We start from the raw sequence: 12,601 nt of genomic DNA on the forward strand, positions 1-12,601 counted from the left end.
GGGGGCTTCTTCTGTGTGCCTAGCTTTTCTCGCTATACAGACGCATCCCTTTCATAGTGTTGTACTGGTCTCGAACCGAGACGAGTTTTTTTGGCGGCGTTCACTTCCCGCCAGGTCTGGCCGACAGCGCCTCGCCTTGCTGGAGGAAGGGATCAGGCCGGCGGCGGCAGTTGGCTTGCTGTCGACGAGTCCGGGCGCTATGCCCTGGTCACCAATGTGAGGACGGGATTATCGCGCCGGACGAAGGCCGCAGACGGAAACGAACGTTCCCGCGGCTTACTCATCACCGACTATCTGACTTCGACCAACAGTGCTGTGGAACGCGCTTCGGTTGCTCTGGCGACCGCAGCTCAGTATCGGCCGTTCAATCTTATCCTCGGAGACAGTAGCGAGTGTCTCTACATCACCAACTGGCCCACGCCCAGGTCAGTGACCCTCGAATCCACAACTACGCATGGCTTGTCGAATGGGAGGATCGACGAACCATGGCCGAAAGTGGTTCGAGGACACGACCGTTTCCTATCGGCACTAGCGGAAGATACAGCTGGGAGTTCGGCCGAGCCGTACTTTTCGCTCCTCTCGGATACAAAGTGCGCAGACCATGCCGGCTTGCCAGAGACCGGTGTTGGCCGACGCTTGGAAAAGCGCCTGTCCAGCACTTTCGTGCGGCTGGGTGTCTACGGAACCCGGTGCAGCACGCTGCTTCGGATCTCGCCCGCCCGCACCGAACTTGTTGAACGCCGTTTCAACTGGCGCTCAAGGCTCATCGGCGAGAGCATCGTCCGCTTCCCGAGCGACGCCACCTGATACAGCCGGGCTATTATTCCCGTCCCCATCCAGGCGCCTCATACGCCAAGAATTGGTCACATCTCGGCGTCGTAGAACCGGCATCATTGCATCGGATGCACGGTTCCCTGCCAGGGTCGCCGAAAGACGCTACCCACGTGCAAAGCTGGGCTGGTCGCAGCAGTCCTGGCCCGCACCATGTGGAGTAAGTCGGACCTGTACACCCGATCGAGGATGGACTACGACCCCCGCACCATCGCCCGCTGACCTGCTCGCAGCAGACCCGCGGCAAGCCCTCGACGGAGCCAGCACCGGCCGAGTGGTCCCAGATGACCGCCCGGCAATTCACCTGCGCCGAGCACGAAACGAACCTGCCCAAAGACGCCTGGCGCGGCGGCCACGCCTACCTGCGCACGCTGGCAGACGGGCGACGGCGCTTCCTTCAGTTCCTCACCGAGGCATTCGGATACACCCTCTCTGAGGTGGGGACCACTGCGCAGCGCGATATCTCAACGGCGCGCACGGGTTACAGCGAGGTCACCCGGCGCAAGGATTCGCCGCATCCAGCAGGTCCGGAGCCCCGGGCCGAACGGTGTAGGTAACGGTCGCCCACGCGAACGCCGGGGACATATTCACCACCTCGTGGACGAGGTCCGAAGGAAGGGTCATGAATCCACCCAGTGCAAAGGGGATGCCCTGGCAATTCCGGGAGGTCCGCAGCACCAAGTTGCCGCCCGAGGTGATGGAGTACTCCGGGCCCGGATGTGTGTGCCAGCCGGTACTCGCACCCGGAGGGATGACGAGTTGCTGCACGATCACCGTGCTCGGACCGTCGTAGCCAGGCGTGATCCCCCACGGGATATCGAACCGCACGACTTCCTGGCGAACTATCCCGCCTTGTGGCGGTGTGGCCTGAGCTGGCGCCACGAGCGCCGATCCGGCCAGCGCGCAGGCCACAGTGCACATCGCCACGCGGGCGAAACGTCGGCTCCGCATGATTCACCCCAATCTGCCGGACGATTCGAACGGATCGAACTACCCACCAAAATCGTCGACCGATCGCCGCGAGCCCTCCGAGGAACGGCCCGATAGTTGCAGAATCGTCACATTGCAGCGTGGATGCCGCTCGACACCGTTAAGGATTCGTGCCGCTCCACAGCGACTGCCACACAATTCTGTCGTTAGTTGCTACGCAGGCGTGCACGATAATTGCGTCACCCCGAGTGATCGTTAACGGGTTGACGTAACCGTGTCAGCGGCGGGAGTGTTGGCGTAAATGTTGGGCTGCGGGACATGCTCACCGGTCACAGGAATTCGGCCGGCACCGGCGCGGATGGTGTTCCGGCGGGTTAGGACGCTATGTGAACACCAACTGCGCCGAGCGGCTGTCGGGATGTTGCCAGAGGACTCCTAGGCGGCCGGCACCGCCAAAACTTACGCGATACTCGCAGATCGGTTGTCATTCAGGCGGACACCTCGTCGCCAACGCTGCAGGCAGCCGACGTACGGCTGGTTGGAGGGCGACCGTGGCCAGAGCCACGACCGCGGTTCCCAAGGCGAGTCCGCTGGCGACATCGTGGACGTAGTGAACGCCGGCAGCCACCCGAGCGAACGCGATGAGCATAGCCACCGGGGCGGCGAACCAGCCCGTGGGCGGCAGCGCGATAATGCAGGCGGTCGCGAACGCGGCCGCGATGACCGAATGGTTGGATGGCCAGGACCAGTCGCCGGCTTCGGGGCATGCCAAGACCGTGTCGACGACCAGGGCGCGGCACGGTCGCTCCTCGGTCCCCATCAGCTTGATCACTTCGCTAAGCAGGTAGGCTCCCACTACTCCGATTCCTGCAGCGGCGAGCCGCCAGAACGCGGCCCGATCCCGCAGCCAGGACCACACCGCCACCGTGACGGCAAGGGCCACGAGGAGCAGCAATCCCCGAGACCCAACAGCGCCGGCCAATTCCCCAAGCGCGCTCGAGTCCGCCGATGGTACGGCGATGGCGAGGTACAGACCCTCACGCACCGCAACAGCAGCGAGAGCAAACAAAGCGAGCGCGGCGGCCGCCATCAACAGCCGCCGTATCAGTGAAGTCGACAGAGAAGGTTCTGAAGTCATGTCTGGCAACGCTATGAGCTGGTGAATGCGTGCACATCCGCCCGGAGGCCCCACTCGTCTACGACCCAAGTCGTACATGCTAGAGCTCCTTGCGGCATTGGGTCACTAGGCTCGGCTGACTTCGCCGCAGGAGCGCTGAGCGCCTGAACGCGTACGGGCTAGCCCCAGCCCGCCGTCTCCACCGCTGCGCGATGGGTCTGTTCGAGGAACTTCAGAAGCATGGCGACCGGATCGGATGCTTGCCGTACGAGGTGGTACGGCAGCACATACTCCCCCAGCGCAGTGTCCCAATGAGCGGGGGCTTCGACCGCCGGATGAGTGTCGTACCCGTCGGGCTGAGGATACGCATACGCGTAGAAGACGCCTTCCTCGGCGCCACCGGGCCAATAACCTGCGCTCGAAACCTCGTCGCTGTAAGCCTCATGCATGACCCAGTCGGGGCAGTTCGGAACACCACCGGGATGCCGGGGTGCAGACCGTCCCGAGAAGCGCGTGACGGCCAAATCGAATGCACCCCAAAAGAAATGAACAGGTGAGGATTTTCCTCGAAACTCACCACGGAACTTCGAAAAGACTCCATGCGCAGAGACGAGCGACCGCCAGAACCGACTTACGGCGTCCGCGTCGTACGAGGAATGGGCGGTGTCTTCGGCAAACGGAGTCGCAATGGGCAGTTCGACCGGGGTTCCGACCATCGCGATATCGAATCCGAGATCGGTTAGGTGGCCGGTGTACTCGGCGTAGAAGTCGGCGACGGTCCGCGGTTCAAGCTTCATGTGACGAGTGCTGCCGTCGGTGACGAGGAAAAGTAGATCGTGCGCCAAAAAGTCGAAGCGAATCTCAAGGCCGCGGTTTCCGGCGACCATCAGGGAGGTGGTGAGTCCCCGTGCGTCCACGTACAGCGGAACTCCCCACCAGTGGTTGATCTCCGGCCCAAGAGCCATGCGCGTCTTGCCGACGATCTGAGTCCATAGCTGAAGCGTGTCCCTGGTGTCGATCCACGAATCCAACGGCAGTGCAGGCCAGGCGTTGTGTTGCGCTTCCATGAGCCCATGGTCCCCCACGTCCACACGACGGCGGGCACTAAAGATCAAATGTCCACAGAGACAGCGCTTGGTGGCTCGGCGACGCCGTCATGACCACACAATTCGTTGACCAGGACCCAGCGTGGTTTGCGTGCTCTCGGTCAGTCGGTGTCTGTGGCGGGACCGTCCTGGGTTGCGCCGCCTTCTCCGGACCAGTCGCCGGACGTCTCGCCTTCGGCTGGATCGGACTGCACGTCGGAGTTCGCGCCCTCCGGTCCGGTGCCGGCGTCTTCGGTGTGTGGGTCAGGCTTCTTGTCAGTCATGAAAGCCCTGTACCCGAAACGGCCGTGTTCAACCCGCCCGGACGCGTACTTGCACCCGCGGAGACGGCGGCGAAGGATCGTGAGATGACCGCGTACTGGGTAAACACATTCCGCTCTGTCTCCGACGCCGAGGCCCTCGAACGCTACGCAGCGCTCGCGGGCCCGGCAATGTTGGCGGGAGGAGGCACGTTCCTCGCTCGCGGAATGCCCGCCGCTGCATTCGAACACGGCATCGTTGAACGCACGACGATTATCGAATTCCCCAGCGTCGCCGCGGCTGTTGCAGCCTATGAGTCCGAGCAGTATCAGCGCGCTCTTGCCGTGCTCGGCGATGGCGCCGAGCGCGACATCCGGATCGTGCCCGCCGCACCCTAGAGTTCGCCTCGATCCGCGACCAGGGTCGGGACATCACCGACGATGACTTCCGGGTGAATCCGTGGTCAATCTCTGCGTATACAGACAGAAAGAGTTCAGCCATGACGAGACCGATTCGATCTGGCGTGACCTCGGTACGGGCGAACGATGTTGACCTCGGCATCGAAGCGTTTGGCCGCGACCACGATCCGATGGTCCTGCTGGTCGGCGGCACAACGATGTTGTCCTGGCCCGACGCGCTGTGCGAGCGGCTCGCGTCGGGCGGGCGGCACGTCGTCCGCTACGACCTTCGTGACTCCGGCGCATCGACAACCCTCGACCCGGAGAATCCGGCGTACGACCTGCGGGACCTCGCTGCCGACGCGGCCGCGCTGGCCGGGGTGCTCGGCACAGGAACGGCCCATCTCGGTGGGGTCGGCGTCGGTGGGATGGTTGCTCAAGTCGCCGCACTGGACCGCCCGGACGTGTTCTCCGCACTGACCCTCGTCGGCACCCGGCCGGTGGCGCCGGGCCCGGTCGACGAGGACCTGCCGGACCACGACCCTGCGGTCATGGGTGCACTGTTCTCCCGCCCGCAGCCGGACTGGACCGACCGGGACGCTGTCGCAGCGTTCGCCGCCGAGAGTGCCGAGCTGATGGGTGACGATCCGGAGGAGGCGCGGGCGAAGTCGGCCCGAATCTGGGACCGGACGCCGTCGAGTAATCCCGCGGTGCACCAGGCGAACCAACTCGGGATGGTGTTCTCCCGGATCGACTGCTCCCCACGATGGCGGGAGCGGCTCGGTGAGCTCGACGTGTCCACGCTCGTGGTGCACGGTCGTGCCGACCCGTTCTTCCCGGTCGGCAACGGCGAGGTGCTCGCCGCCGAGATCCCCACGGCGCGACTGCTCGTCCTCGACGACATGGGTACCGCCCTGCCGCACGCAGCGGCAGACCAGGTCGCCGCCGCCATGCTCACCCTATGACCGCCCCGATGCAACAACATTCGTGACGCCGCATGTCCTGTTCTATTGGCGTTCTCCAGGCAGTCCTCGCTCAGCGTAGGAGTCAGGACTGGTCGAGACGGGTGACCATGCCTCGATCTCCATCGACGCGCACTCGATCACCGGTCTTGAGCGCCTGGGTGGCCACCAAGGTGTTGACGACACAGGGCAAACCGTATTCGCGCGCCACCACAGCGCCGTGGGAAACCGAGCTGCCAATATCGGTGACGAGCGCAGCGATGACGGTGAAGTACGGCGTCCACCCTACATCGGTGACCGGCGTCACCAAGATTTCTCCCCGCTGCAGCTCACGCGCATCGACGATCGATTTCGCGACGCGCACAACGCCTTCCACGATTCCACGACTTGCGGGTCGGCCGATGATCTCATCGCCGGTGACACCTGGCGCAGGCCGGGCGATGAGCGGGGTCGGTCGGCCGACAGACACGTCCTCGAACTCGAGGGAGTTCTGGAACGCCAGCGCTTCTCGACGCTTCACCGCGCTCTGCACGAGACCGGTGACGTCTTCCGAACCCACGACGTGGTTCAATTCCGCACGGTCGAAGAAGAACACCAGATCTGAGTCAGGCAGTCGACCGATTTTGACCAGCACCTCACCGAGGTGGCGATAGCCCAGCTTGAGCGCGTGCGCCATCAGCGCCATCTTTGATTTCGTCTCCTCGCGCCCACGTGCGCCGCCCTGCGCCAACCGGGCAAGAAACCTGATGGTGGAAGAGCTGGGCACTTCAACGCGGGCGCTTGCCGGCCCCCGACCAGTCGGATCGAGCGCCGAGCGCACCATCACCTGCATCATCGCGCCCAGCCCTTCCGGATCCTCCGCCCAGGAGGGGTCACGCATGCACAGCTCGCGGTATCCACGATGACCGTGACGCGTCAAGAACTCCTTCAACGCCGTACCGCCGGCGCTACGCGTGGCCCGCAGCTCGTTGACCGCGGCGTCCGGCTCCCCCGCCAAGAACTGTTCGGCCGCCGCATCATCAGCAGCGATCGCGCGTACCACCGTGTCGAGCTCCTCGAGCATGAGCGCGCTCTCGACATCGGTGGCACCGGCCATGAGCCGGGTTGCTTCGGCACGACCCTCGTCCTCACTACGTCCGTTTTTGACGGCTCGTCTCATCAGGACACTTTCGAGAATGTTGGCCGCAACCGCCGCGCGCGATGATGACCGAACATGTGTCAGCGTGATCTCGCAGTACTGCTGCACACCAGAGTCCAACTGGCGCAACACGAGTCGTGGGTCGTCGCTGGTCGGGATCTGGAACTCGGTGATCTGGCCTTCCAGACGCCTGATCGCGGGGCCGGCGGACAACGCGTACGTGGTGAGCCGAACCGTGTTGATCAGCTTGCTAACAAATGGTTTTGGTGGTTTTGGCTTCAGTTCGTCGACCACCCGACCGCAGATCGAGGTGGAGAACTGCTCCAGCGAATTGCCCAGGAGTCCAGAGCTCAGACCTGTCCCCTCGGTCAGGTTCAAGAACATATGGCCCTGGAAGTAGCCGACTTGTAGCCACGGCTTCTCGTAGCTCTGCTGTGCCCGCGCGACCACCTGTGTCATCTGCATCGCGTAGTCGATGGCAAAGCCGGAGACCGATGCGGTCAGCGGGCAGAATGCTCCCGGCATCATCTCGCCGATGTTGCAACGCGTGTAGACGTGGTCTGCGCCCGCGAGAGGCGTATCCATCTCGGCCAGATCACCGGGCAAGGTGGTGATCGGTCGGGCCTGCAGCCACCACAGTTTGCCGGATTGGTCGATCGCCCACTCCAGATCCATTGGTCTGCCCCAATGCTGCGCAGCGCGCAGGGCGTCGGACCTGATATCCGCGACCTCGTCCGGCGACAAGACCGGCACCTCACCGACCTCGCGAACGGCGGGGTTGCCGTGAGAATCCAGGACGATGTGATCTGAGGACACCGTACCGTCGACCAGCGCATCGCCGAGCCCGGCGATGGCGTCGATCACTGTGAGATCGCGCCGGCCGGTTGCCGGATCCGCGGTGAACACAACGCCGGCGGCGCGCGCATCCACCATGTGCTGCACCACCAGATGCATTGTGGCCGTGGGTTGCCCGCTGTAGGCCGAGGCTCGCCGCGAATGCACTGAGGCAGCGCACCTCTGCACGGCCGCGGCGAAGTCATCGACGGAGTCCACGCCCAGCACGGTGTCGTATTGCCCGGCGAATGACTGGTCGTCGCCGTCTTCCCCGACTGCCGAGGACCTGACGGCCACCGGGATCGCGCCGACTGCGGCCATGCGGGAGAACCATTCCCCCACATCATCGACGGTGACCCGCTCGGCAGCATCAGCAAGGACGAATCCCACGGGTACCGAAAGTCCGAGGCGGCGCAACTGCGCGAGTCCGGCCGCTTTGCCGCCGTAACGGTCGTCGGTGACCTGGTCGAATACGACCGCCGTCAGGGGCATGAGGATCCTCCCAATGCGTCGACGATTTCGGCGAGCGCCTCGACCTCGATGGGACCCGGCTGATACAGGCAGATCCGGTCCGACACACCGTCGACGCGATCACTGATGTGCGCGGCCACCTCGGCCGGGGTACCGCACGCGGCGATGGTGTGCAGCATGTCGTCGTCGATCAATGAGGCCATCTCCTGCCAGCGGCCCTGCTTGGACATCGCGTTGAGTTCGGGTTGCAGATCGCCCCAGCCGTGGGCGTCCAGCACCGGCCGGTATGCCGGGGTGGAACCGTAGAACGCCAGCAGCATCCGAGTCGAGGCATGGTCGTCGTCTCGTCCGGTGCCCACCGACACGATGATCTCAGTCACCACCTCGAAGTCGTCCTCGTTGCGGCCGGCTGCAGCCAGTCCGTCGCGAACGGCCGGCAGCGTCGTCTCGTGAAGGAACCGCTTCGACCCGAAAGGCATCACCAACAGACCGTCGGCCACTTCTGCGGTGGCCTTGGTCAGCCGAGGCCCGAGCGCTCCGAGATAGATCGGCGGCGGACCGAACGGGTTCGGTCCGGGCACGAAGGTCGGTGTCATCAAGGTGTGGCGGTAGTACTCACCGCGGAAGTCCAGCGGCTCACCCTCATTCCACGTCGTGAAGATCGCGCGCAACGCCCCCACCATTTCCTTCATCCGCGCGACCGGATGATCGAACTGCGTGCCGTAGCGCTTCTCGATCTGCGCCCTCACCTGTGTCCCCAGACCCAGGATGAAGCGCCCCTCGCTGAGCAGTTGCAGATCGTTGGCCTGGTGGGCAAGTTGAATCGGATTGCGGGGGAACGCAATCGCGACGTTCGACATCACATCGAGACCCTTGACCGACGATGCCAGCACCAGAGGCGTGAACACGTCGAACGGTCCTTCGAAGGTGAATACGCCGGACGCACCGGCCTCCTTGAGCACTTGTGCGCGTTCGACCGCATCAGTGGGCCCGAACAGCGCTGTCACGATTTTCATTGAATGGCGCCTAGTCCGCTACGTCTGTCCAGTCGGAGAAGCCCGACGGGTGGTGCGGGCCGATCACGCCGTGCTCGAACAGGCCCGCACCCTCGCGGATCGTCCCGTCGGCCTCAGTGCACACAGCTTTGCCGACGTGGTCGATGAGGCTGAAGGGCGCTCGGGCCATCACCTCCGGGTCCGTGAGGTCAAAGCTGACGCGTTCGGCGAAGGGACCGCCCTTCCAGCTGCCGTGTGCCCACGAGGAGTCGCCTCCGTAGCCCGACCCGAAAGCAATGGGAGCGAACAGTTTCGATTCGACATCTAGTTGTATGCGGTCCCCTGCCCGGTTCATGAACTCGACATGGACACCCCGGGGAATCCTGGTTCCGGTCTTGTAGTCGATGGTGGCACGCACTCCGTCGAGTTGTTCGACGCGGCCGTCTCGCCAGCGGCGAGTGCAGTCGTAGAGGCTGCGGTGGCCATCGGAATCCTCTTGCAGGATCAAGAACAGTTGGTAGTCGTCGAAGGCCAGGGGTAGGTAGAGCCACCACATTCCGCGAAACGAAGCGTCTGGCCGACCGGCCGACTCGGCCTCACCGACAGGTCTGATCCCCCACGATCGGTCGCGGCTCGCCACGCTGGTCTCATGACTGACTTCGAGCCGTTCGCCGTCGACATCGATCCACCCGTCCCAGGATCCGACCTGGGCGAAGCGGCACGCCTGCAACGTCACTCGCCGCTCGGTGAGCATCTCGTGCGGCTTCTCCAGAGCAGCAGGGAACAGCCCACGCCAGGTGAGGTCTGCGGAAATGCCCTCGGTCTGAGCCAGTGTCAGGTGCAACTCCCGCAGTGGCTCGATGACTTCGAGACAGTAGCCGTTGACGTTCTGGTGAAGGCGGTCGTCGTCGATGGCATCGCTGAGGTGTAGCGCGGTCTGCATGTCCCCGCGGCGGACGACGAAGTAGGCGTCTTTCACGCCGAGGCGCGGGTAGTAGCCGATTCCGGTGAGCGCCATGAAGCGGCCGTCCCGATCGAGCACGTTGAAGTACGACCGATCGTAGAAGTTTCGATCAGACGTGGTCGGCCACGTCAACGGCACAGGCGCCTGATGAATCGGATACTCATCGAGCGGGCTCAAGTTCACAAGCACTCCTCAAATACGATGCAGACCGTATTGGAATTATGATGAGGTCATGACAGCAGAAAGCCCAAAGGATGGCAAGAGGTCTGCGCAGTCGGCGCCGGGACGGCCGCGCGACAGCAGGATTGATGCCTCGATCATTGCCGCGACCCGCGAATTGATTCTCGAGACGGGCTATTCCGCGTTGTCATTGTCGGCGATCGCCGTTCGCGCCGGGACCACCACGGCTGCCATCTACCGGCGATGGTCGGGCAAGGCGCAACTTGTCCACGAGGCAGTGCTTTCTGCCGAAACGATTCCCACACCGGACCATTCGGGAGATATCCGCAATGAAATCAGGGTTCTGGTCGAGACGATCCGCGTCATCTTCGACCGGCCTGAGGTGCGATCGGCATTGCCGGGTCTGATCGCCGACACTGTTGCCGACCCGGAATTGCACAACATGATGATCGCCCGATTGTCTGGGAATCTTGCCGCTTTCGAGTCTCGCTTCGGTCAGGAACGCCGCGACGATGACCAATTGCCCATGCTCGTCGAGGTGGTCGCGGGGACCGCGATTTTCCGCATCCTCATTCGCCAGGACGCCGCCCTCGACGACACCTGGGTGAACGAGATGACCGAGATGATCACTGGCCGCTGGCCCTCCTCGTGACAGCACTGCTCGCCGTATCAGTGAATCAATCCCGCATCCTTACTGCCGTACGCTGCGCGGAGTTTGGGTTTGACGACCTTGCCACCGGGATTGCGTGGTAGTTCATCGACCACTATCAGATCTTTGGGGTGTTTGAAGCGTGCCAAGTTCTCGTCGAGATGAGGTCCGAGATCGTCGAGGGTGAGCGAGTCAGCACCGTCGATCACGACCACAACTGCGACCGGCACCTCACCCCACTTCGGGTCTGCCCGACCGATGATCGCAGCCTCGGCGATGGCGGGATGACTGTAGAGCACGTTCTCGACCTCGGCGCAGTAGATGTTCTCGCCACCGGAGATGATCATGTCTTTGGCGCGGTCGACGACATAGAGAAAACCCTCGTCGTCTTGCCGGACCAGATCTCCCGAGTGGAACCACCCACCCCGGAACGCTTCTGCGGTCGCCTCCGGATTTCGCCAGTAGCCTTGCATCAAATTAGGGCCACGATAGACGATTTCCCCCACCTCCCCCGGTTTGACGTCCTCCATCAGAGGGTCGACGATGCGCGCAGTCACCGCCGGCACCACTTTGCCGATCGACCCGATCTTCCGGATGGCGTCTTGACCTTGGAGAAGGCAGGTGACCGGCGACATCTCGGTCTGCCCGAACGCAGTCATGTTGAGTGCATCCGGGAACAACTCGTTCATGGCGCGGAGCACGGTATCGGGGGCGGGGGCCGCTCCCCAACTGATCGTCCGCAGTTTGAGGTGGCGAGGTTTGGCTCGTTGCGCCGCGCACACCGCCTGCCACTGGGCCGGCACCATGAAGACCGACGTCGTGCCTTCACGCTCCAAGGTGTCGAGCATGGCGTCGGGATCAAACGCGCCGAGCGGATGAATGACCGCCTGGATGCCGCGATAGAAGACCGGGGCGAAAGCCGCGATACCGGCGATATGGAAGATCGGCGGAACCACGGAGCCGATGTCGCCCGGTTGACCATCGGTCGCATTGATCGTGGTCATCGCCTGCGATTGCAGGTTGGCGTGGGTCAACATGGCGCCCTTGGGTTTTCCAGTGGTCCCCGAGGTGTACATGATGAGGGCGACGGTGTCTTCGGGGATGTCGACCTCTGCCAAATCCGCAGGATCTTGCGCGAGGAGCGTTTCGTAGTCGAGGTGATCGCCGCTGTCGCCGGCGTCGACGACGATGATGGTGTCGATGGCGCCGGTGGACGCTCGCACCGCGTCTGCCACCGGCGCGAGCAGCCTTTCGGTGAGAACTATCGTGGCGCCACTGTCCTGGACCAGGTAACCGACCTCGGCCGGACTCATGCGAATGTTGACCGGAACCGGGATCGCCCCAAGCAGATTCGCTCCGAGCACGGCCTCGACGTATTCGGTGCGATTGAGGAGTGCGATCAGGATGCGATCACCGAATTGGAGGCCGCGACGTTGCAGCGCCGCGGCAAATCGGCGCGACCGGTCGTCGAGCTCATGCCAGGTGGTTGCGGTGTCGAGATACTTCACAGCAATCTGATCTGGTGTCATCAGCGCATGCCGTCGTACCTGGTTGTTCCAGGTATTGCGACCGGAACGCATCGGTTCACCGAGAAGCTCGCTGGTCGAGGCTGCGGCGTCTGTCATGGCGACTCCCCTGGTGTCGTCGGGCGCGGTGTGCGGCCCTCCCGCCCACCACTGTGCTCCGCGTCACACTCTAGAGGCTGAGACGATTATGCATCGAGAAATCTCAATCGGACCGTGAATTGCGTTCGGTGGCTCTGTGTCTCGGTATGTGGCAAACTCCC

Annotated in this window: 11 protein-coding genes and 1 pseudogene; 4 read left to right on the forward strand and 8 right to left on the reverse strand. The window is 63.5% G+C overall.

The window, feature by feature from the left end:
* The first annotated feature begins 13 nt into the window (after positions 1-13).
* Positions 14-807: pseudogene (locus AC51GR_RS15915) on the forward strand (NRDE family protein).
* A gap of 516 nt (positions 808-1,323) precedes the next feature.
* On the opposite strand, the gene AC51GR_RS15920 reads toward AC51GR_RS15915, so the two are convergent.
* The 4 genes from AC51GR_RS15920 to AC51GR_RS15935 all read right to left on the reverse strand — a co-directional run bounded on the left by AC51GR_RS15920 (position 1,324) and on the right by AC51GR_RS15935 (position 4,247).
* A complete protein-coding gene (locus AC51GR_RS15920) occupies positions 1,324-1,782 on the reverse strand; it encodes a cupin domain-containing protein (protein WP_496325601.1) in 459 nt (152 codons plus the stop codon).
* Between the two features lie 463 nt (positions 1,783-2,245).
* On the reverse strand, positions 2,246-2,899 hold the full coding sequence (locus AC51GR_RS15925; protein WP_496325602.1) for a phosphatase PAP2 family protein: 654 nt from the start codon (positions 2,897-2,899) through the stop codon (positions 2,246-2,248).
* Between the two features lie 158 nt (positions 2,900-3,057).
* The gene (locus tag AC51GR_RS15930) at positions 3,058-3,945 is read right to left on the reverse strand and encodes a DUF5996 family protein (protein WP_496325882.1); all 888 of its coding nucleotides are present in this window, start codon (positions 3,943-3,945) and stop codon (positions 3,058-3,060) included.
* Between the two features lie 140 nt (positions 3,946-4,085).
* A complete protein-coding gene (locus tag AC51GR_RS15935) occupies positions 4,086-4,247 on the reverse strand; it encodes a hypothetical protein (protein WP_496325603.1) in 162 nt (53 codons plus the stop codon).
* A gap of 84 nt (positions 4,248-4,331) precedes the next feature.
* On the opposite strand from AC51GR_RS15935, the gene AC51GR_RS15940 reads away from it, so the two are divergent.
* The gene (locus AC51GR_RS15940; protein ID WP_496325604.1) at positions 4,332-4,622 is read left to right on the forward strand and encodes a DUF1330 domain-containing protein; all 291 of its coding nucleotides are present in this window, start codon (positions 4,332-4,334) and stop codon (positions 4,620-4,622) included.
* A gap of 101 nt (positions 4,623-4,723) precedes the next feature.
* A complete protein-coding gene (locus AC51GR_RS15945; RefSeq protein WP_496325605.1) occupies positions 4,724-5,587 on the forward strand; it encodes an alpha/beta fold hydrolase in 864 nt (287 codons plus the stop codon).
* Positions 5,588-5,669: 82 nt separating this feature from the next.
* On the opposite strand, the gene AC51GR_RS15950 is transcribed toward AC51GR_RS15945, so the two are convergent.
* From AC51GR_RS15950 to AC51GR_RS15960, 3 genes are read right to left on the reverse strand one after another with little or no spacing between them, the layout of a single operon-like run.
* Positions 5,670-8,048, reverse strand: a complete 2,379-nt coding sequence (locus AC51GR_RS15950) for a PEP/pyruvate-binding domain-containing protein (protein ID WP_496325606.1) — start codon at positions 8,046-8,048, stop codon at positions 5,670-5,672.
* Positions 8,039-9,043: a TIGR03617 family F420-dependent LLM class oxidoreductase gene (locus AC51GR_RS15955; RefSeq protein ID WP_496325607.1), complete on the reverse strand. Its 1,005-nt coding sequence runs from the start codon at positions 9,041-9,043 to the stop codon at positions 8,039-8,041. Before AC51GR_RS15955 ends, AC51GR_RS15950 begins: the two co-directional genes overlap by 10 nt.
* Before the next feature lie 10 nt (positions 9,044-9,053).
* Positions 9,054-10,169, reverse strand: a complete 1,116-nt coding sequence (locus AC51GR_RS15960; protein WP_496325608.1) for an Rv3169 family protein — start codon at positions 10,167-10,169, stop codon at positions 9,054-9,056.
* A gap of 49 nt (positions 10,170-10,218) precedes the next feature.
* Between AC51GR_RS15960 and AC51GR_RS15965 the strand changes: the two genes are divergently transcribed.
* Positions 10,219-10,818, forward strand: coding sequence for a TetR/AcrR family transcriptional regulator (locus tag AC51GR_RS15965; protein ID WP_496325609.1), 600 nt, complete (start codon positions 10,219-10,221; stop codon positions 10,816-10,818).
* A 17-nt stretch (positions 10,819-10,835) separates the two neighbouring features.
* Here the strand turns inward: AC51GR_RS15965 and fadD5 are convergent, their stop codons facing one another.
* Positions 10,836-12,440 carry a fatty-acid--CoA ligase FadD5 gene (gene fadD5 / locus AC51GR_RS15970; RefSeq protein WP_496325610.1) on the reverse strand — a complete coding sequence of 535 codons (1,605 nt, stop codon included), beginning with the start codon at positions 12,438-12,440 and terminating at the stop codon, positions 10,836-10,838.
* Positions 12,441-12,601 lie beyond the last annotated feature (161 nt).

The sequence above is a fragment of the Williamsia sp. z71 genome (assembly GCF_059553375.1).

What these genes read in the sequence shown, in the direction of transcription:
- AC51GR_RS15920 (WP_496325601.1), bottom strand. Translation starts at nt 1,782, where the DNA reads ATGCGGAGCCGACGTTTCGCCCGCGTGGCGATGTGCACTGTGGCCTGC.
- AC51GR_RS15925 (WP_496325602.1), bottom strand. Translation starts at nt 2,899, where the DNA reads ATGACTTCAGAACCTTCTCTGTCGACTTCACTGATACGGCGGCTGTTG.
- AC51GR_RS15930 (WP_496325882.1), bottom strand. Translation starts at nt 3,945, where the DNA reads ATGGAAGCGCAACACAACGCCTGGCCTGCACTGCCGTTGGATTCGTGG.
- AC51GR_RS15935 (WP_496325603.1), bottom strand. Translation starts at nt 4,247, where the DNA reads ATGACTGACAAGAAGCCTGACCCACACACCGAAGACGCCGGCACCGGA.
- AC51GR_RS15940 (WP_496325604.1), top strand. Translation starts at nt 4,332, where the DNA reads ATGACCGCGTACTGGGTAAACACATTCCGCTCTGTCTCCGACGCCGAG.
- AC51GR_RS15945 (WP_496325605.1), top strand. Translation starts at nt 4,724, where the DNA reads ATGACGAGACCGATTCGATCTGGCGTGACCTCGGTACGGGCGAACGAT.
- AC51GR_RS15950 (WP_496325606.1), bottom strand. Translation starts at nt 8,048, where the DNA reads ATGCCCCTGACGGCGGTCGTATTCGACCAGGTCACCGACGACCGTTAC.
- AC51GR_RS15955 (WP_496325607.1), bottom strand. Translation starts at nt 9,043, where the DNA reads ATGAAAATCGTGACAGCGCTGTTCGGGCCCACTGATGCGGTCGAACGC.
- AC51GR_RS15965 (WP_496325609.1), top strand. Translation starts at nt 10,219, where the DNA reads ATGACAGCAGAAAGCCCAAAGGATGGCAAGAGGTCTGCGCAGTCGGCG.
- fadD5 (WP_496325610.1), bottom strand. Translation starts at nt 12,440, where the DNA reads ATGACAGACGCCGCAGCCTCGACCAGCGAGCTTCTCGGTGAACCGATG.